This is a genomic window from Paraburkholderia sp. BR14320, from assembly GCF_040948665.1.
Lineage (GTDB): Bacteria > Pseudomonadota > Gammaproteobacteria > Burkholderiales > Burkholderiaceae > Paraburkholderia > Paraburkholderia youngii.
The window spans coordinates 14,114-33,129 of record NZ_JBFPKG010000017.1 but is presented as its reverse complement, the minus strand read 5'-3'; the positions used below and the strand labels follow the sequence as shown (position 1 = coordinate 33,129).

General features: G+C 62.0%; 20 protein-coding genes and 1 tRNA gene. 15 read left to right on the top strand and 6 right to left on the bottom strand.

Annotation, left to right across the window (positions count from 1 at the left end; translation table 11 throughout):
• Positions 1-166: 166 nt before the first annotated feature.
• The 6 genes from AB3X89_RS17750 (at position 167) to AB3X89_RS17725 (ending at position 5,785) form a co-directional block, all read left to right on the top strand.
• A complete protein-coding gene (locus AB3X89_RS17750) occupies positions 167-1,684 on the top strand; it encodes an RNA polymerase factor sigma-54 (protein ID WP_368584512.1) in 1,518 nt (505 codons plus the stop codon).
• A gap of 170 nt (positions 1,685-1,854) precedes the next feature.
• Positions 1,855-2,211 carry a ribosome-associated translation inhibitor RaiA gene (gene raiA, locus AB3X89_RS17745; protein ID WP_008921708.1) on the top strand — a complete coding sequence of 119 codons (357 nt, stop codon included), beginning with the start codon at positions 1,855-1,857 and terminating at the stop codon, positions 2,209-2,211.
• 341 nt (positions 2,212-2,552) lie between these two features.
• Complete coding sequence (locus tag AB3X89_RS17740) at positions 2,553-3,068, top strand: PTS sugar transporter subunit IIA (RefSeq protein ID WP_013088326.1); 516 nt, start codon at positions 2,553-2,555, stop codon at positions 3,066-3,068.
• Between the two features lie 80 nt (positions 3,069-3,148).
• Positions 3,149-4,117, top strand: coding sequence for an HPr(Ser) kinase/phosphatase (gene hprK / locus AB3X89_RS17735; protein WP_008921706.1), 969 nt, complete (start codon positions 3,149-3,151; stop codon positions 4,115-4,117).
• 99 nt (positions 4,118-4,216) lie between these two features.
• Positions 4,217-5,110 carry an RNase adapter RapZ gene (gene rapZ / locus AB3X89_RS17730; RefSeq protein WP_041734268.1) on the top strand — a complete coding sequence of 298 codons (894 nt, stop codon included), beginning with the start codon at positions 4,217-4,219 and terminating at the stop codon, positions 5,108-5,110.
• A gap of 39 nt (positions 5,111-5,149) precedes the next feature.
• The gene (locus AB3X89_RS17725) at positions 5,150-5,785 is read left to right on the top strand and encodes an LON peptidase substrate-binding domain-containing protein (RefSeq protein WP_368584427.1); all 636 of its coding nucleotides are present in this window, start codon (positions 5,150-5,152) and stop codon (positions 5,783-5,785) included.
• 21 nt (positions 5,786-5,806) lie between these two features.
• Here the strand turns inward: AB3X89_RS17725 and mutY are convergent, their stop codons facing one another.
• Entirely contained in the window at positions 5,807-6,940 is a 1,134-nt protein-coding gene (gene mutY / locus AB3X89_RS17720) for an A/G-specific adenine glycosylase (protein ID WP_368584426.1), read from the bottom strand.
• Between the two features lie 7 nt (positions 6,941-6,947).
• Positions 6,948-7,778 carry a bifunctional DNA-formamidopyrimidine glycosylase/DNA-(apurinic or apyrimidinic site) lyase gene (gene mutM, locus AB3X89_RS17715; protein WP_368584425.1) on the bottom strand — a complete coding sequence of 277 codons (831 nt, stop codon included), beginning with the start codon at positions 7,776-7,778 and terminating at the stop codon, positions 6,948-6,950.
• Between the two features lie 87 nt (positions 7,779-7,865).
• On the opposite strand from mutM, the gene AB3X89_RS17710 reads away from it, so the two are divergent.
• The 8 genes from AB3X89_RS17710 to hisC all read left to right on the top strand — a co-directional run bounded on the left by AB3X89_RS17710 (position 7,866) and on the right by hisC (position 15,130).
• Positions 7,866-9,707, top strand: a complete 1,842-nt coding sequence (locus AB3X89_RS17710; RefSeq protein ID WP_368584424.1) for a tetratricopeptide repeat protein — start codon at positions 7,866-7,868, stop codon at positions 9,705-9,707.
• Positions 9,707-10,339 carry a lipoprotein insertase outer membrane protein LolB gene (gene lolB / locus AB3X89_RS17705; RefSeq protein WP_368584423.1) on the top strand — a complete coding sequence of 211 codons (633 nt, stop codon included), beginning with the start codon at positions 9,707-9,709 and terminating at the stop codon, positions 10,337-10,339. Before AB3X89_RS17710 ends, lolB begins: the two co-directional genes overlap by 1 nt.
• 89 nt (positions 10,340-10,428) lie before the next feature.
• Positions 10,429-11,310, top strand: coding sequence for a 4-(cytidine 5'-diphospho)-2-C-methyl-D-erythritol kinase (gene ispE, locus AB3X89_RS17700; RefSeq protein WP_368584422.1), 882 nt, complete (start codon positions 10,429-10,431; stop codon positions 11,308-11,310).
• Positions 11,311-11,362: 52 nt separating this feature from the next.
• Positions 11,363-11,439, top strand: a tRNA-Gln gene (locus AB3X89_RS17695).
• Positions 11,440-11,514: 75 nt separating this feature from the next.
• Complete coding sequence (locus AB3X89_RS17690) at positions 11,515-12,471, top strand: ribose-phosphate pyrophosphokinase (RefSeq protein ID WP_008921698.1); 957 nt, start codon at positions 11,515-11,517, stop codon at positions 12,469-12,471.
• A 163-nt stretch (positions 12,472-12,634) separates the two neighbouring features.
• Positions 12,635-13,252: a 50S ribosomal protein L25/general stress protein Ctc gene (locus tag AB3X89_RS17685; RefSeq protein ID WP_013088318.1), complete on the top strand. Its 618-nt coding sequence runs from the start codon at positions 12,635-12,637 to the stop codon at positions 13,250-13,252.
• A 148-nt stretch (positions 13,253-13,400) separates the two neighbouring features.
• A complete protein-coding gene (gene pth, locus AB3X89_RS17680; RefSeq protein WP_368584421.1) occupies positions 13,401-14,006 on the top strand; it encodes an aminoacyl-tRNA hydrolase in 606 nt (201 codons plus the stop codon).
• 44 nt (positions 14,007-14,050) lie between these two features.
• Positions 14,051-15,130 carry a histidinol-phosphate transaminase gene (gene hisC, locus AB3X89_RS17675; RefSeq protein ID WP_368584420.1) on the top strand — a complete coding sequence of 360 codons (1,080 nt, stop codon included), beginning with the start codon at positions 14,051-14,053 and terminating at the stop codon, positions 15,128-15,130.
• A gap of 75 nt (positions 15,131-15,205) precedes the next feature.
• Here the strand turns inward: hisC and AB3X89_RS17670 are convergent, their stop codons facing one another.
• Both AB3X89_RS17670 and AB3X89_RS17665 read right to left on the bottom strand, forming a co-directional pair.
• A complete protein-coding gene (locus AB3X89_RS17670; protein WP_090802933.1) occupies positions 15,206-15,463 on the bottom strand; it encodes a YfhL family 4Fe-4S dicluster ferredoxin in 258 nt (85 codons plus the stop codon).
• 102 nt (positions 15,464-15,565) lie between these two features.
• The gene (locus AB3X89_RS17665) at positions 15,566-16,195 is read right to left on the bottom strand and encodes a hypothetical protein (protein WP_368584419.1); all 630 of its coding nucleotides are present in this window, start codon (positions 16,193-16,195) and stop codon (positions 15,566-15,568) included.
• 983 nt (positions 16,196-17,178) lie between these two features.
• Between AB3X89_RS17665 and AB3X89_RS17660 the strand changes: the two genes are divergently transcribed.
• Positions 17,179-17,526: a winged helix-turn-helix domain-containing protein gene (locus AB3X89_RS17660; protein WP_368584418.1), complete on the top strand. Its 348-nt coding sequence runs from the start codon at positions 17,179-17,181 to the stop codon at positions 17,524-17,526.
• Between the two features lie 57 nt (positions 17,527-17,583).
• On the opposite strand, the gene coaD is transcribed toward AB3X89_RS17660, so the two are convergent.
• On the bottom strand, positions 17,584-18,093 hold the full coding sequence (gene coaD, locus AB3X89_RS17655) for a pantetheine-phosphate adenylyltransferase (RefSeq protein WP_368584417.1): 510 nt from the start codon (positions 18,091-18,093) through the stop codon (positions 17,584-17,586).
• Positions 18,094-18,193: 100 nt separating this feature from the next.
• Positions 18,194-18,808, bottom strand: coding sequence for a 16S rRNA (guanine(966)-N(2))-methyltransferase RsmD (rsmD, locus tag AB3X89_RS17650; protein ID WP_368584416.1), 615 nt, complete (start codon positions 18,806-18,808; stop codon positions 18,194-18,196).
• Positions 18,809-19,016 lie beyond the last annotated feature (208 nt).

The window sequence follows — 19,016 nt, the reverse complement described above, 5'->3', positions numbered from 1 at the left end:
GCGAGCTCGCGGGACCGGGAACGCCGTTTTTGCGGCACCCGCACATCCGTTTTCCGGCGGCGCAGGCTGGCGCCGCGCGGCGCGCCATTTCGGCGTACCCAAAAATTGCGTGTGCCGCAAGGTATCGCGGTCGTGGCAAACTCTCTACAATGAATCTCAACTTGCCATGAAAGCCAGCCTCCAACTCCGCCTATCGCAGCATCTTGCGCTGACGCCGCAACTGCAACAGTCCATCCGGCTGCTGCAGTTGTCGACGCTCGAATTGCAGCAGGAAGTCGCCATGGCGATCTCGCAGAATCCGCTCCTCGAAAACGAAGACGAGTGGATCGCGAGCCCGTTGCGGGTTGCGGCCGACGGTTCCGTAATTGCCCAGACGCCTGGCTCCTCGGCGCCAGCCGACCCGATGGCCGGCAACGGTTCGGCCTCCTCCGAGGGCAACGGCGAGCGCGCCGAAAGCGGCGAGCCGCAGGGTGTCGACGAATACAACGGTCTCTCGGGCGACGGCGGCGGCGATTCGTCGCAATGGAACCTCGACGACTACGGCCGCTCCGGCACCGCGTCGGATGACGACGACCTGCCCCCGCTGCAAATCCACGAATCGAGCACTTCGCTGCGCGACCACCTGATGGCGCAACTGCGCGTCACCCAGGCGAGCCCGCGAGACCGCGCGCTCATCACGTTCCTGATCGAATCGCTCGACGACGACGGCTATCTCGCCGCCACGCTCGAAGAAGTGCTGGCCGACCTGCCCGAAGAACTCGAGGTCGATGTCGACGAACTGAACGCCGCGCTTGCGCTGCTGCATAGCTTCGACCCGCCCGGCGTCGGCGCGCGCTCGGCATCCGAATGTCTGAAGCTGCAGTTGCTGCGGCTCGATCCATCGCCCACGCGCGCGCTCGCGCTAGACATTGTCGGCCATTACCTGGAACTGCTCGCCGCGCGCGATTTCACGCGGCTGCGCAAGCACCTAAAGGCCAGCGACGACGAGCTGCGTGACGCGCACATGCTCATCCGCTCGCTTGAACCATTTCCTGGCGCCGCCTACGGCAAGGCCGAAGCGGACTACGTGGTGCCCGACATCATGGTGCGGAAAACGGCACAGGGTTGGCAGGCGGAGCTGAATCCCGAGGTGGTGCCGAAGCTGCGCATCAACCATCTGTACGCGAATATTCTGCGCAACAACCGGGGCGATCCGGGCAGCGGATCGTTGCGCCAGCAACTCCAGGAAGCACGCTGGCTGATCAAAAACATCCAGCAGCGTTTCGAGACGATCCTGCGAGTTGCGCAGGCGATTGTCGAGCGTCAAAAGAGCTTTTTTGTGCACGGCGAAATCGCCATGCGCCCCTTGGTTTTGCGGGAAATAGCTGATACGCTGGGCCTACACGAGTCGACTGTCTCGCGTGTGACAACCGGTAAATACATGCTGACCCCTTTCGGGACGCTGGAATTCAAGTACTTTTTCGGCTCACACGTTTCGACGGACACCGGCGGCGCGGCCTCCTCCACGGCCATTCGCGCGCTGATCAAACAACTGATAGGAGCGGAAAACCCGAAATCGCCACTTTCAGACAGTCGCATAGCCGAACTGCTGGCGGAACAGGGCTTCGTGGTCGCACGTCGTACCGTTGCGAAATACCGTGAGGCGCTCAAAATCCCGGCAGTCAACCTGCGCAAGTCTCTGTAGCCCGCCGCGTTTTGCAGCGGGCATTTACCGGCCGCTCCGCACCTGGCGGACAGGCCGGCCGCTGCGACCTGCCAGATGTCCGTCACCGGGGGGCGACACAGGCAAGCCGTCAGATCGACCGGACCTTTGTCATTGTGCGGACCAAGCGGCCATTAGCTTGGAGAAGCACTATGAATCTCAAGATCAGTGGACACCACCTCGAAGTAACGCCTGCGTTGCGCGAATACGTGATCACCAAACTGGACAGGGTGCTAAGACATTTCGATCAGGTCATCGACGGCAGTGTGGTCCTCTCGGTCGACAACCATAAGGAAAAGGAGAAGCGCCAAAAGGTGGAAATCAACCTCCACCTGAAGGGCAAGGATATTTTCGTCGAGAGTTGTGACAGTGATTTGTACGCTGCAATCGATCTGATGATCGACAAGCTCGACAGACAGGTGATACGCCACAAGGATCGCCTGCAAGGCCATCAGCACGAAGCGATCAAGTATCAGCCGGCGCCGCAACTGGACGTGCCGCCGCAATAGGAGAAACTAGAGGGAATTGCTGATTTCTCTGGGACTCGTCAAGCCGCCCACAACCGGGCGGTTTTTCGTTTCAGCGCCCGGCTTGCGCACTGCGCCGGCGCCCCGTCGCCGCAGCCAGGCTCAACCATTCCCGCAGACGTTTGCGCAGCGCGACATATTCCGCACCGCAAGCGGTGAAAAACCTGATATGCATAGATGGCGCGCCGCACCATCGGCTGTCACCCTGTTCTATAATGTTCCGGTTACCATCGGGGTCAAGCCAGTTCTGATGAAGTACGGCCGGTCGAAATCTCACGCTTTCGCGATCGACTCCACCGTCCGTCTTCGCCAGCATCGAACGAATGGAACGTCACTCAACCGCCCCGTTGGGGAGAACTCAGGCCACGTTTTCGCCTGTCAACATGAATCGTTTAGCCAAATTTCTTCCCCTCGAGAACGTCGTCATCGGACTATCGGTCACCAGCAAGAAACGCGTGTTCGAGCAAGCGGGCCTGATCTTCGAGAACCAGAACGGCATCGCCCGCAGTACCGTCACAGACAATCTTTTTGCGCGAGAACGACTCGGCTCGACAGGGCTCGGCGAAGGCGTCGCGATTCCGCACGGGCGGATCAAGGGCCTCAAGCAACCGCTCGCCGCATTCGTCAGACTCGCGGAACCCATCCCCTTCGAAGCGCCGGACGGCCAGCCGGTCTCGCTGCTGATCTTCCTGCTCGTCCCCGAGCAGGCCACTCAACAGCACCTCGAAATTCTTTCCGAGATCGCGCAATTGCTGTCCGATCGCGACGCCCGCGAGCGGCTGCACACCGAAGAAGACCGCGAATCGTTGCATCGCCTGCTTACTCAGTGGCAACCTTGATGCAACGGCGGCGGTAGTAGATACGCGCGCACACACGCAGGTAAGGCCCGGCAAGCGGCTAACACTGGAGTCACTGACTCATGGATACGTCCAGCATCAACGCCCAGAGCATTTTCGACGACAACGCCGCCATGCTGAAACTCAGCTGGCTCACGGGGCATGAAGGCTGGGAGCGCGGCTTCTCTTCGGAATCGGTCGCCAATGCCACCTCGAGCGCCGACCTCGTCGGCCACCTGAACCTGATCCACCCGAACCGGATCCAGGTGCTCGGCGATGCGGAAATCGACTACTACAAACGTCAGACCGATGAAGACCGCTCGCGCCACATGGCCGAGCTGATTGCGCTCGAGCCACCGTTTCTCGTCGTCGCGGGCGGCGTCGCTGCGCCGCCTGAGCTTGTGCTGCGCTGCACGCGCTCGTCGACGCCGCTGTTCACGACTCCGACCTCGGCGGCCGCGGTGATCGACAGTCTGCGACTTTACATGTCGCGCATTCTCGCGCCGCGCGCGACGCTGCACGGCGTGTTTCTCGACATCCTCGGCATGGGTGTGCTGCTGACCGGCGACTCGGGTCTCGGCAAGAGCGAGCTCGGGCTCGAACTGATCAGCCGCGGCCACGGTCTCGTCGCCGACGACGCAGTCGACTTCGTACGCCTCGGCCCGGACTTCGTCGAAGGACGCTGCCCGCCGCTGCTGCAGAACCTGCTGGAAGTGCGCGGCCTCGGACTGCTCGACATCAAGACGATCTTCGGCGAAACGGCGGTGCGCCGGAAAATGAAACTGAAGCTGATCGTGCAACTGGTGCGCCGCCCCGACGGCGAATTCCAGCGACTGCCGCTGGAAAGCCAGACCGTCGACGTGCTCGGCCTGCCGATCAGCAAGGTGACGATCCAGGTGGCCGCAGGCCGCAACCTCGCGGTTCTGGTTGAAGCGGCCGTGCGCAATACGATCCTGCAGTTGCGCGGTATCGACACGCTGCGCGATTTCATGGATCGGCAACGTCTCGCCATGCAGGATCCCGATAGCCAGTTTCCCGGCAAGCTGATCTGAAGCCGATCACAGCGCCATGAAGCGCCCGGCGGAAGGCAGGACGCGGGCACGCGCATGGAGGCCAGATGCTATGATGAAATCTACGCTTTCGACGACTCCATGCGCATAATCCTGATCACCGGTATCTCCGGCTCCGGCAAATCGGTTGCCCTGAACGCGCTAGAAGACGCGGGTTATTACTGCGTCGACAATCTGCCGCCGCGTTTTCTGCAGCAACTCGCCACCTACCTCGCCGCTGACGGCCAGGACCGTCTCGCGGTCGCGATCGACGCGCGCTCCGGTTCGTCGCTCGACGAAATGCCCGCAATGATCCGCGACCTCAAGCGCTCGCATGACGTGCGCGTGCTGTTTCTGAGCGCGAGCACGCAGTCGCTGATTCAACGCTTTTCCGAAACGCGTCGCCGCCATCCGTTGTCCGGCTCGCCCGCGCACGACGCGGACGTCGGCCTGCTCACGTCGCTCGCCGAAGCGATCGAACGCGAGCGTGAACTGGTCGCGGGACTTGCCGAATTCGGCCATCAGATCGACACGAGCAATCTGCGCGCGAACGTGCTGCGCGCATGGGTCAAGCGCTTCATCGAACAGGAGGACGCAGGGCTCGTACTGATGTTCGAGTCGTTTGGCTTCAAGCGCGGCGTACCGCTCGACGCGGATTTCGTATTCGACGTACGCACGCTGCCGAACCCATACTACGATCATGAATTGAGGCCGCTCACCGGCCTCGACAAACCTGTAATGGACTTTCTCGATGCTCAGCCGGTCGTCCACGAGATGATCGACGACATCGAGAAGTATCTGTCCAAGTGGCTGCCGCATTTCCGCGACGACAATCGCAGTTATCTGACCGTCGCAATCGGTTGCACGGGCGGCCAGCACCGCTCGGTATTCATCGCGGAGACGCTCGCCGCGCGTCTCGCAACATCGGCGAATGTGATCGTGCGGCACCGCGATGCGCCGGTCGACGTCGGCGAATCATCGAAGCTGGTGGCTTAACCGGCCGCATCGCGCGGCCTTAACCCGAAGCGTTGCGCCATGTCCTCTACGCCTACTGTGTACGCCGATTTGCCGCTGTTTCCGCTGCATACGGTGCTATTTCCCGATGGCTTGCTGCCGCTAAAGATCTTCGAAGCGCGCTACCTCGACATGGCGCGTGACTGCCTGCGCGGAAAAACACCGTTCGGCGTGTGTATGCTGAAAAGCGGCGCCGAAGTCGCGCGTGAGGAAGAACCTTCGGTGCCCGAAACGATCGGCTGTCTCGCCGAAATCGACGAATGCGACGTCGAGGCTTTCGGCATGTTGCTAATTCGCGCACGCGGCACGAAGCGCTTTCGCCTGTTGTCGCATCGCGTCGAAGCGAGCGGTCTGCTGGTCGGCATGGCCGAGCCGCTCGCCGACGACCTGCCGCTCGAAGGCAATGAGCTATTGGCCAAATTCGGCGCGTGCGCGGAAGTGCTCGAGCGGATTATCGCGACGATCCGCGAACGCGATCCGGACAGCCTGCCGTTCGCGGAACCGTTCCGGCTGGACGATCCGTCGTGGGTGTCCAACCGTCTCGCGGAGGTGCTGCCAATCGCGTTGCGCGCGCGGCAAAAGCTGATGGAACTGACCGACGCCGGCGCGCGCATCGACGTCGTGCATCACTACATGCAGCAGCATCAATTGCTGTGAAATCCTGAAGTCGTCCTTCCGCTAGATCAACGAACCATGCAGGCTGGCGAGCAGCTTGCGCACCGGCGCCGGCACGCCGAACGAATCCAGATCGCTGAGCGCAACCCAGGTGGTGTCCGCATCGTTGAGCGCGGCGAGAGCGCCGACACCGCGATCGAGCTCGGCAAGCCGCGGTTCGATGTCGAGCTTGAAATGCGTGAACACGTGCGAGAACGACGCAAGCGCCGACACTTCGCCATCGCTGCCGAACGCGCGCGCCCGCTCGGCGAGCGTCGCTTCGTCGGCGGCTTCGGGCAGACTCCATAGACCGCCCCAGATGCCCGACGGCGGCCGTCGCTCGAGCATCACCGCATTGCCGTCGCGCAGCACCAGCATCCATGTGCGTCGCGTCGGCACCGCTTTTTTCGGGCGCGCGGTCGGCAATTCCCGCTGACGTCCGCTGACGTTGGCGACGCAGTCCGGCGCGAACGGACAGCGCGTGCAGTCGGGTTTGCCGCGCGCGCACAAGGTCGCGCCGAGATCCATCAAGCCCTGCGTGTAGGCGCTGACCTCCGCGTTCGACGCATTCGGCGGCAATAGTGATTCAGCGAGCGTCCACATCGCGTTCTCGACTTTCTTCTCGCCCGGAAAACCTTCGACGCCGAACACCCGCGCGAGCACCCGCTTCACGTTGCCATCGAGAATCGTCGCGCGCGCGCCGAACGCGAATGACGCGATCGCCGCGGCCGTCGAGCGGCCAATGCCGGGCAACTCGGCGAGTTCATCGACCGACGCGGGAAACGCGCCGCCATGCTGCTCGACGACGACCTGCGCGCAGCGATGCAGATTGCGCGCGCGCGTGTAGTAACCGAGGCCGGCCCACAGTGCCATCACGTCATCGGACGGCGCCGCGGCGAGCGCGGCGACATCCTGGAATCGCGCGAGAAATTTCGCGTAGTACGGTATTACCGTCGAGACCTGGGTCTGCTGCAGCATGATTTCGGACAGCCAGATCCGATACGGGTCACGCGTGTTCTGCCACGGGAGATCGTGGCGGCCATGCTGGCGCTGCCAGGCGATCAGACGCGCGGAAAAATCAGGCATCGGCGTGAAAGCGGACGTGGCGCCGGACGCGCTGGAGCGCGCGGCGGTCGTTGGAGTCAGGCGGGAAGGCATCGAGAATTTAACGCTGGCAAGTGGGACAGAAGTACGTGGAGCGTTGTCCCTGCACGATCTGTTTGATTGGCGTTCCACACACACGGCATGGCAGGCCCGCGCGATCATAGACGAAGTAGTCGAGCTGGAAATAGCCGCTTTCGCCGTTGCTGCCGACGAAATCGCGCAGTGTGCTGCCGCCCTTGTCGATCGCGGCGGCGAGCGTCACGCGCACGGCATCGGCCAGCAGTTCATAACGCACGAGCGACACGCGGCCCGCCGCGGTGGTCGGCCGGATGCCCGCGCGAAAGAGACTTTCCGACGCGTAGATATTGCCCACGCCCACCACGATGTCGCCCGCCAGCAGAGCCTGCTTCACCGACACCTTGCGCCCGCGCGTCAACCGATGCATCAGCGCGCCCGAAAACGCCGGCGAGAAAGGCTCGACGCCAAGGCTCGCGAGCAGCGGATGCTCGAGGATGTCGCCTTCCTCGCGCGGATGCCACAGCACCGCGCCGAAGCGGCGCGGATCACGATAGCGCAAGATGAAGTCGTCGAAGATCCAGTCCACATGATCGTGCTTCGCCGCGGCCGGCGGATGCGGCACATGACGCAGAACGCGCAACGTGCCCGTCATGCCGAGGTGCACGATGAACCACCCTGCGTCGATTTCGAACAGCAGATACTTGCCGCGTCGCTCGACTTTGCGCACCACATGGCCACGCAAGGTTTTCGCAAGGTCGGCCGGAATCGGCCAGCGCAGCGCAGTCGTCCGCACATCCACGCGCTCAACCTTGCGCCCGGACACATACGGTTCGATCCCTCGTCGGGTAACCTCGACTTCTGGTAACTCTGGCATGGCTGATTGGTCTGCTACTTGCGTGAGTGGTTGTGCGCGTATTGTAGCGAGCGCGTTACAATCGACTGAAACATTGAACGGATTTCCATGAACGTGTCCTTCGTGAAGCTGCTTTCAAAGCGCCGCGCGCGTGTGTCCAACGTGCCGCTCGCCGTGTCCGCGCGCCGGATCCTTGGTGCAGGTGCGCTCGCATTGTGGGCGCTGGCCGCCGTGCCCGCGCATGCGCAGGACCAGTCGCCAGATTCCGACGACACGTCGGTCACGATGCCGGACCCGCTGGGTCCGTCAACCCCGGAAGACGAAAAGTCGCTGCCCGGGGTGCCGCTGTCAAGCCAGATCGTCTTCCAGGTGCTGGCCGCCGAGATCGCGCTGCAGCGCGATCAGCCGGCGCCGGCCTATCAGACCTACCTCGCGCTCGCGCGCGACACGCACGACCCGCGCATGGCGCAACGCGCCACCGAAATCGCGCTGGCCGCGCAGAGCCCGTCGGACGCGCTCGCCGCCGCGCAACTGTGGCAACAGTACGCGCCCGGTTCGGAACGCGCCGCGCAACTCGACGCGTCGCTGCTCGTGCTGTCCGGCAGGCCCGACGATGCGTCGCCGATCCTGTCGCAGGAACTCGCGAAGGTACCTGAGGAAAATCGCGGCAGCGCGATCCTCGCGCTGCAATTGCTGTTGTCGCGCGGCCCGAACCGCGTCGGTGGCCTGCACGTGTTGCAGGACCTGCTGAAGAACGATATGAAGCGGCCGGAAGCGCAACTGGCCGTCGCGCGCCAGCAGCTGCTGGCCGACGACGCGCCGGGTGCGCGAAAGTCGCTCGAGCAGGCGCTCACGATCAAGCCCGACTATCTGCCCGCAGCGTTGGTGCTGTCGCAAATGGGCCCGGAGGAGCGCAAGGAAGGCATCGCGTCGCTCGAAAAGTACGTGCAGCAGAATCCGAAATCGCATGACGCGCGGCTCGCGCTCGCGCAGATGTATCTCGCGAGCGACCGTCTCGACGACGCGCAGAAGCAGTTCGAGATCATGCGCAAGGCAAACGCCAACGACCTGACGCCGTTGATGGCGCTCGCACTGATCAAGATCCAGCAGAAGAATCTCCCCGACGCGCAGGCCTATCTGATCCAATACGCGCAGCAGGCCGAGAAGACGGCGGGCGCCGATGCGGGCCAAGCCTACATCTATCTCGCGCAGCTAGCGCTCGAACAGAAGAATGAGGCGGCCGCGAGCGACTGGCTGAACAAGATCTCGCCGGCGAGTCAGCAATATCTGGCCGCGCAGATCACGCGCGCCCAACTGCTCGCGAAGCAGGGCAAGACCGAAGAGGCGCGCCAGTTGCTCGCCAACTTGCAGACCTCGGATCCGCGTGACGTGGCGCTGATCGCACGCACCGATGCAGCGATCCTGTTCGACGCGAAGCGCTACCCGGAGGCCGAAGCGCGTCTGCAGCAAGCCACGGCGAACTTTCCCGACGACCCCGACCTCACCTACGACTACGCGATGGCCGCCGAAAAAACCGGCCATTACGACGTCATGGAAGCGCAGTTGCGCAAGCTGATCCAGACGCAGCCGGACAATCCGCAGGCATATAACGCGCTCGGCTATTCGCTCGCCGATCGCAACCAGCGCCTGCCGGAGGCAGACATGCTGGTCGAGAAGGCCTCGGCGCTTGCCCCGAACGATGCGTTCATCATGGACAGCGTCGGCTGGGTCAAGTACCGGATGGGTAACACGGCTGATGCGATCAAGCTGCTGCGCAAGGCATACAGCCTCCAGCCGAACGCAGAGATCGGCGCGCACCTCGGCGAAGTGCTGTGGAAAGCCGGCGAACAGGAACAGGCGCGCGCCGCGTTCCGCGAGGCGCGCAAGCTCGAACCCAACAACGAGACTCTCGTCAAAACGTTGCAACGTCTTCAGGTAAACGATCTTTGATGCGTCTTTCCCGTTTGATTTCTTTTTCCATGGCGCCGCGCGGCATCGCGCTTGGTTGCGCGGCGGCAGCGGTCGTCGCATTGGCCGGCTGCGCGTCCGTAAAGCCGCAGGGGCCGTCCACGTCGAACGCCGCGACCGAAGTCACCGCGCAGACGAGCCGCTCGTATCAGGGCCGCTTCGCGGTTCAGTACAACGATCAGAACGGCCAGCAGCGCAACGCCTACGGCAATTTCTCGTGGCAGGAAACCGGCGACACCGTCACGCTGCAATTGCGCAATCCGCTCGGCCAGACGCTGGCCATCGTGACCTCGTCGCCGGCTTCGGCGACGCTCGAGTTGCCGAACCGCCAGCCGCTCACCGCCGATAACGTGTCGACGCTGATGCAGAACGCGCTCGGCTTCGCGCTGCCGGTCGAAGGATTACGCTACTGGCTGCAGCCGTCGCCGGCGCCGACCTCGCGCGCGCAGACCGAGAAGGATCCGGATCAACCGTCGCGCCTGAAGCAGATCACCCAGGATGGCTGGACGATCGACTATGTCGCCTATGCCGATGCACCAGCCACCGGCGTGAAGCGCGTCAATCTGAGTCGCTCGGAGCCGCCGCTCGACATCAAGCTCGTGCTGGATCAGTGAGTCGTCGTTGCTGGGGCTTTTGTCCCGGCATCCGCTCACGTAACCTTGCTACCCGTTTGGCGCCACCGTGGCGCATGTAGCCTTCACTCATGATCGAAACAACCGATTCGCTGCGCGACTGTCTCGCGCCAGCGAAACTCAATCTCTTCCTGCACATCACCGGCCGTCGGCCGGATGGTTATCACACGCTGCAAACGGTCTTCCAGTTGCTCGACTGGGGTGACACGCTGCACTTCACACGACGCGATGACGGTCTCATCACGCGCCGCACCGAAATCGCCGACGTGCCACCTGAGCATGACCTGACGGTACGGGCCGCGATGTTGCTGAAGTCGCATTCGGGTTCTCGCGAAGGTGTCGATATCGAAATCGACAAGCGCCTGCCGATGGGCGCGGGCCTCGGTGGCGGCAGTTCCGACGCTGCGACGACGCTGCTCGCGCTCAATCGTCTGTGGAAGCTCGATCTGCGGCGTCAGAAGTTGCAGGATCTTGCGTTGAAGCTCGGCGCGGACGTGCCCTTCTTTGTATTTGGAAAAAATGCGTTCGCAGAGGGTGTCGGAGAATCATTAGACGTTGTACAATTGCCGCCGCGTCACTTTCTGGTAGTGACGCCGAGGGTGCAGGTTCCAACTGCAGCGATTTTTTCCGAAAAAGCGTTGACAAGAGATACAAAGCCTCTCATAATTACGGACTTTCCTGCAGAACACAGCTGCAACACCGATTGGCCAGAAAGCTTCGGTCGGAATGACATGCAGCAGGTTGTAGTAGGAAAGTACGCGGAAGTAGCGCAAGTGTTGCGGTGGTTTGAGAACATCGCGCCAGCGCGGATGTCCGGGTCGGGTGCCAGTGTTTTTGCAGCGTTCCGTAGCAAAGCTGAAGCAGAAGCGGCGCAAGCCAAGCTGCCCGGCGAATGGAACAGTGCAGTAGCCGCGGGCTTGGATCAGCATCCACTCTTTGCTTTCGCGTCATAAGTTTTGCATCGTCGAACGAAACTCCACGTTCGGCGGAGCTCAAAGTCAGTGTAGGGGAGTCGCCAAGCTGGTTAAGGCACCGGATTTTGATTCCGGCATGCAAAGGTTCGAATCCTTTCTCCCCTGCCAAAAATTCTCGTAGTTCGCTGTAGTTCGCCGCAGTAATTCACATTCTCCCGCCCCCCAGCCTGAAGTAGGTGCATGATGAGCAGCCATGACGGCCTGATGGTTTTTACTGGCAACGCAAATCCCGCGCTTGCACAGGAAGTCGTCAAAAACCTCGGTATCCCCCTCGGCAAAGCAATGGTTAGCCGTTTCTCGGACGGTGAAATCCAGGTCGAGATTCAGGAAAACGTGCGCGGCAAGGATGTCTTCGTCCTGCAATCCACGTGCGCGCCGACTAACGATAATCTGATGGAACTGATGATCATGGTCGATGCGCTCAAGCGCGCATCCGCTGGCCGGATCACCGCAGCCATCCCCTACTTCGGTTATGCCCGCCAGGATCGTCGTCCGCGTTCGGCGCGTGTCGCCATCTCGGCGAAGGTCGTGGCGAACATGCTGGAAATCGCCGGCGTCGAGCGGATCATCACGATGGATCTGCACGCCGACCAGATTCAAGGCTTCTTCGACATCCCGGTCGACAACATCTACGCAACGCCCGTGCTGCTTGGCGATCTGCGCAAGCAGAACTACGACAACCTGATGGTTGTTTCGCCGGACGTCGGCGGTGTGGTTCGCGCCCGTGCATTGGCGAAGCAACTCAATTGCGATCTCGCGATCATTGACAAGCGTCGTCCGAAGGCGAATGTCGCCGAAGTGATGAACATCATCGGTGAAGTCGAAGGCCGCACCTGCGTGATCATGGACGACATGGTCGACACCGCAGGCACGCTGTGTAAGGCCGCGCAGGTTCTGAAGGAACGCGGCGCGAAGCAGGTATTCGCTTACGCCACCCACCCGGTTCTGTCGGGCGGCGCGGGCGAGCGTATCGCCGCCTCCGCACTCGACGAACTCGTAGTCACGGACACGATCCCGCTCGGCGAAGAAGCCCGTTCGTGCGCGAAGATCCGTTCGCTGACGAGCGCCGGTTTGTTGGCCGAAACGTTCTCGCGCATCCGCCGCGGCGATTCGGTGATGTCGCTGTTCGCTGAAAGTTAAGCATTTGCGAAGACGCCGCGTACCGCTTCATGCGACACGCGGCGTTTTTGCACAATCGGCATGAACGGACGAAGGTTCTTGCCGCTGTCCCGGGCCTCAGCCATTACGGCTTCGAGGCCCTGTTTTTACTGCCTGGTCGCGGGCAGTGCATTGGAGATTCAACATGAAAGTAGTCGCTTTCGAGCGTTCCCAGCAAGGTACGGGTGCGAGCCGCCGCCTGCGTAACTCGGGCAAGACCCCGGGTATCGTTTATGGCGCTGGTGCTGACACGCAACTGATCGAACTCGATCACAACGCCCTGTGGCACGCGCTGAAGAAAGAAGTTTTCCACTCGTCGATCCTCGATCTGGAAGTGGCAGGCAAGTCGCAACAGGTTCTGCTGCGCGACGTGCAATACCACCCGTTCCGTCAGCTCGTGCTGCACGTGGACTTCCAGCGCGTCGACGCGTCGAAGAAGCTGCACACCAAGGTGCCGCTGCACTTCCTGAACCAGGAAACCAACCCGGCAGTGAAGCTGTCGAGCGCGGTGATCTCGCACGTCATCAACGAAATCGAAATCGAGTGCCTGCCGTCGGCACTGCCGGAATTCATCGAAGTCGACCTCGCGAAGATCGAAGCCGGTCAATCGGTTCACGCGAAGGACATCCCGCTGCCGGCAGGTGTGGCGCTCGTCGCCCACGTCGACGCGGAAAACCCGGTGGTCGCTGCTGCAACGATCCCGGCTGGCGCCATCGCTGAAGACGCTGCTGCTGCTGAAGGCGGCGAAACGCCGGCTGCTTAAGAGCCTTTCGGTTCGAAGCAAGCAATACTCTCGATCCGTTTCCGATGAAACGGTCGATGTGACCCGCCGAGGTTCGCCCTGGCGGGTTTTTTTTCGGCTTTTTTAGTCCGGAGCGTTTCACTTCCGGACCTGGTGGACTCACGCAATCATGATCAAGCTGATCGTCGGGCTCGGCAATCCGGGCGCCGAATACACCGCGACGCGTCACAATGCCGGCTTCTGGCTGGTCGATCAACTCGCGCGCGAGGCTGGCACAACGCTGCGCGACGAACGGCGCTTTCACGGCTTTTACGCGAAGGCGCGGTTGCATGGCGAGGAAGTGCATCTGCTCGAGCCGCAGACCTACATGAACCGTTCTGGTCAATCGGTCGTCGCGCTTGCGCAATTCTTCAAGATTCTTCCCGACGAGATACTCGTCGCGCACGACGAGCTCGACATGCCGCCCGGCAGCGTCAAGCTGAAGCTCGGCGGCGGCAGCGGCGGGCATAATGGCCTGAAGGACATCAGCGCGCATCTGTCGTCGCAGCAATACTGGCGGCTGCGGATTGGCATCGGCCATCCGCGCGACCTGATTCCCGACACCGCGCGCGCTGGCGCGAAGCCGGACGTCGCGAACTATGTGCTGAAGCCGCCGCGGCGAGAAGAGCAAGAGGTCATCGACGCGTCGATCGAGCGCGCGCTCGCGGTGATGCCGCAGATCATCAAAGGCGAGCTCGAACGCGCAATGATGCAACTGCATCGCAACAACAGCTGACGCGCGCCACATCCATCGAAACCCGCAACCGCGAGGAGAATCGCTTGAGCCGCTACTGGAGCGACATCGTTCACCGTCTGACGCCGTACGTGCCGGGCGAGCAGCCCGCGCTCGCGCATCCGGTGAAGCTGAACACCAATGAGAATCCGTATCCGCCGTCGCCGCGCGTGCTCGACGCGATCCGCCGCGAGCTTGGCGATACGGCCGACACACTGCGCCGCTATCCCGATCCGAGCGCACGCAAGCTGCGCGAAACGGTCGCCGCGTATCACGGTATCCGCGCCGACCAGGTATTCGCGGGCAACGGCTCGGACGAAGTGCTCGCGCTGACATTTCAGGCCTTGCTGAAGCACGACAAGCCGCTGCTGTTTCCCGATATCACGTACAGCTTCTATCCGACCTACGCGAAGCTGTTCGAGGTCGACTACCGCACCGTCCCGCTCGACGGGAACTTCGCGATCAACGTCGACGACTACACGGTGCCCAATGGCGCCATCCTGTTTCCGAATCCGAACGCGCCGACCGGCCGGCCGCTGCCGCTGGCGGAAATCGAACGCCTCGTCGCGAGCCGTCCTGATTCGGTCGTGGTGATCGACGAAGCCTATGTCGACTTCGGTGCCGAGTCGGCGATTGCGCTGATCGACCGCTATCCGAATCTGCTCGTCGTGCAGACCGTGTCGAAGTCACGTTCGCTCGCCGGCATGCGCGTCGGCTTTGCGTTCGGCGATGCGGCGCTGATCGATGCGCTCAATCGCGTGAAGGACAGCTTCAATTCGTACCCGCTCGATCGCCTCGCGCAAGCCGCCGCCACCGCCGCGTACGAAGACGACGCGTGGTTTCGCGAATGCTGCGCGAAGGTGATCGCGAGCCGTGAACGGCTCGCGGCGGAATTGACCGCGCTCGGCTTCGAGGTGGTGCCGTCGGCCGCGAATCTGCTGTTTGCGCGGCATCAAGGGTACGACGCAGCGACGCTCGCGTCGCGGCTGCGGGAAAAGGAAATTTTCGTGCGGCACTTCAACGCACCGCGGATTGACCAGCATCTGCGGATCTCGGTCGGCACCGACGCCGAATGCGACATCCTGCTCGACGCGTTGCGGGGTATTTTCAGCGCTTACGTCGGATAAGGGAAACGCGGCCGGAAAAAAACGGCGAAGGCCCGCAGGCCTTCGCCGTTTTCTTTTGCGCGTCACCCGCGCACGTCAGGTGCCCTTGGCGGCCTGCAACGCGTGATATTTCGCCATCAAACCTTCGGGCGTTTCCAGGTGATTAGGGTCACGCGGGATGCACTCGACCGGGCACACCTGGATGCACTGTGGCTCGTCGAAATGACCGACGCACTCGGTGCACTTCTTCGGATCGATCACATAGATTTCCGGACCCATCGAAATCGCGTCGTTCGGGCACTCGGGCTCGCAGACGTCGCAATTGATGCACTCGTCGGTAATCATCAGGGCCATGCTGCCACCAACTTTGCTAGATAAAACAATACATTATAGCTTTTTCGCCTCCGCACGGTCGTGCAATCCCGCGCCAGCATCATGGGCGACTGTGCTGCCTGGCTAGGTCGATTTGGTTGCCAACTGGTTCGCGTATGCGCTGTACAACGCCAACTGGATGCTGAACATGCCATTCGATATGCGGGAATTGCCGGGCTGTTTCGGCAACAAGGCCAGCAGCCACTTCATCACATAGAGCATGATCAGCGCGCCGGTCAGATCGCCCACGAACATCGTGAAGAAGCTCTCGAACCAGTTCTTCGTCGTACCGGTCAGCGCGAACCACAGGTGATGAAACAGCGGATTTGCCACCGAATAGGCGACAGCCAGAACGAGAAGCCGCTTCGGCGTCAGGTTCGTCAGCGATGCGCGCAGATCGTAATACTCGAGCGCAAATCGGTACACCAGATACGGCGCCAAAGACCCAAGCAAAGCGCCTGCTGTTGCACGCACCGGGTCATGCGGAAACCAGTAGAGAAAGTCGGTAATCAGTCCGGCAAGCAGCAGGCCAATCGCACCATCGAATCCAAGCAGCAACGTGCTGAGAAGCCGAACACCAGACGGCAGGTAAACCCAGTTGACTCCTCGCACGAAAGACGTGTGCGCGAACAGCTCCTGATTGATCCACAGTGACACCAGGAACGCAATCACAGTCCCAACGATCGACCAAAAATGCAAACGTAAGCTAGACATTGCGGTGAGCCATCCTCGGTTGCTTTTGCCGAAGGCATCATAGCGTGCATATATGGCATTTCGCGAGGACAGGCAGCAGGCTTTAGGTCAGCGTCATCGCGACGCTCACGGAAAAATTTCGCGGAGCCCTTAAGTTCGGCGCGATGCGACCGAAAACCCATGTATAGCTTTATGCCGGGCTCGACAAGAGTGTAGAGTCACGTCCATATCGATATGTTTTTTATAGCAATGAACCTGAGAGAGCAGACTGGAACGGAAAGCGCTAGCCGGTCGAACCGGTGGGCATCTGCACGCCGCCCCGTGGGCCTCGCGCCTGCTCCATGGCTCGCGTGCTATTCCGTCTTTCAGGACGCGTTGCTTGGCAGCGAAACAACGTTGGGGGCGCTTCCTCACTTCGTCAGGCGCGCCGCATTGGAAAGACTGGGGGACTCCAATTATTCGCGTGTGCCCACTTCCGTTCTCGATGAAATCCGGGCTTCTTACCTTGAGCTTCGCAGCACACGCGTAGCGGAAGAAGTACGTCGATACTTGGCCGGCACCGAGGACAGTCTGCTGGCGTCACGCGAATCGTCGGACGCCCTTGAAATCCTCGCGGCGGGAATGCCGCGGATGCTGGTTCCGCCGGTCGCGCGCCCTCCGTGTTTGCTGAGTTCCGGCGAAGGAATATTCCTCGGGAGCTGGGCGCAGTTTGTCGCGTACTGGTGCCGGAAAGACCCGACGATTCCGCTACTCGCTGTCGATTGGCCGATCCTCTACGAGCACGTAGCACCGTACGGCCTTCGCCCCCTGGTCGACGACCATAGGGCCATACGCACTCCGTAGAGAGGCGATATGAGCGTGTCGCCATCGCGCCCCTGAAGTGCCGTCAGCGCCCGCCCAAGCTAGACATGGAGATAAAATAAAGAGGCCCGGTTGCCGCTGGGCAGTATCAAAGGTTCGCTTTTCGCGCTCGGGTGAGCGGCGTTTTCGTTGGAGCGATGGTCATGACCCGCCCTGCTGATATCTATCTTCGATTTCTTCAATTGACCGAGGCACTGCGAGGTCTTCCCTCACTTCCCGCGCTCGATCCGCTCGAAGAAAAGATCCTGGAGTTCGTAGCTCGCATGAGGCAAAAAAACGAACGCCTGTCGGTTCGAGACATGATGGCCCAAAGCGCGCTCGGGTCTCCGGCCACCTTGCATGCCCGCATCACGTCAATGCGCGAAAAAGGCTGGCTCCTACTCAACGACACCGAAGATGCTCGCCGCAAACAGGTCGAGCTAACGCCCGCCGCCCTCCGACACTTCGACAAACTTGCCGAGGCATTCGCCAAGGCCGCGAAGGGTAGCTGACATTGCACTGCGTCGGTTAAATGATCCGTCAAAACCGGCCATTCGCGCGACTCTGGCTCACGCCCCCTGGGCACCGCCCTGCGGATCCAGCGACGCGACCTTCTCCTTCAGCCATTTTTCGACCGACGGAAATACGAACTTGCTGACGTCGCCGCCCAGTTGCGCGATCTCCCGCACGATCGTGCCCGAGATGAACTGATACTGATCGGACGGCGTCATGAACATCGTCTCGACGTCGGGCAGCAGATAGCGGTTCATGCCCGCCATCTGGAACTCGTACTCGAAGTCCGATACCGCGCGCAGACCCCTGACGATCACCCGTGCGTTGTTGCTCCGCACGAAGTCCTTAAGCAGCCCTTTGAAGCTCATCACCTGGACGTTCGGGTAGTGGCCGAGCACCTCGTGCGCGATCGCGAGGCGCTCCTGGAGAGTGAAAAACGGCTTCTTGGCACGGCTGTCGGCCACACCCACCACCAGCGTGTCGAAAATGCTCGACGCGCGCCGAACGAGGTCCTCGTGACCGCGCGTCAGCGGGTCGAACGTGCCCGGGTACACGGCGACTACCATGAGACTTCTCCTCTTTTCAGACAAAAGGGCACGTCCAAGCGACGCATTTGGCACCGGCGCGGATGACGATAAACCGCCCGGCCCTTTTTTGGAACGCGCATTATTCCTTATTTTCGCGCTGCAGCAAATGAAAGTGCACTGCGCCCGCCTTGCCCTGCCGCACGACCTCCCAGCCCGCGAGCGACTGATGAGCGGTCGGTTCGAGCGCTTCGCCGGCCTCGACATAAAGATAGCCGTCGGCGCGCACGAGCGGCACGGCCACCGCGAGCGCCTTGCCGAGCAGGTCGGCATCGAACGGTGGATCGAGGAACACGACGTCGAAGGAGCCTGGCGCGAGGCTCGCCGCAAGACGCAGGCCGTCCGCCTCGGCAATTTCGATCACGTGTGCATCGAGCCGCTGCTGGTTCGCGCGCAATTGGCCGGCGGCGCGCGCATGACGCTCCACCATCAGCACGCGCGCCGCGCCGCGTGACGCGGCCTCGAAGCCGAGCGCGCCGCTGCCGGCGAACAGATCGAGACAGTGCTGGCCGTCCAGGCGCTGGCCGAGCCAGTTGAACAGCGTTTCGCGGACGCGGTCGGGCGTCGGGCGCAAGCCGTCCAGATCGAGCACGGGCAGCGGCGTGCGTTTCCAGTCGCCGCCGATGATGCGAATGGCATGCGGCTTGCCGCCTTTGGACGAAGCGCCAGCGGCGCGTGAAGGTGCTAAACGAGGCATGCAGTATCGTGCAGTTTCAGCTAGGTGGTGAATATGCCCGCGACGCCGATGCGCGCGGGCCGGAGCGCCCACGTTACCACAGGGGCGGCGCGCGTCCAGCCTGGCCGACCGGCCAATACGACGCGCCGCGGCACGCCTGATAAAATGTGCGGCTGCCAGCGCCCGCCCTTTCGCATCCCGGCGCTGCCCACCGCTTCGCCGGTCCCGT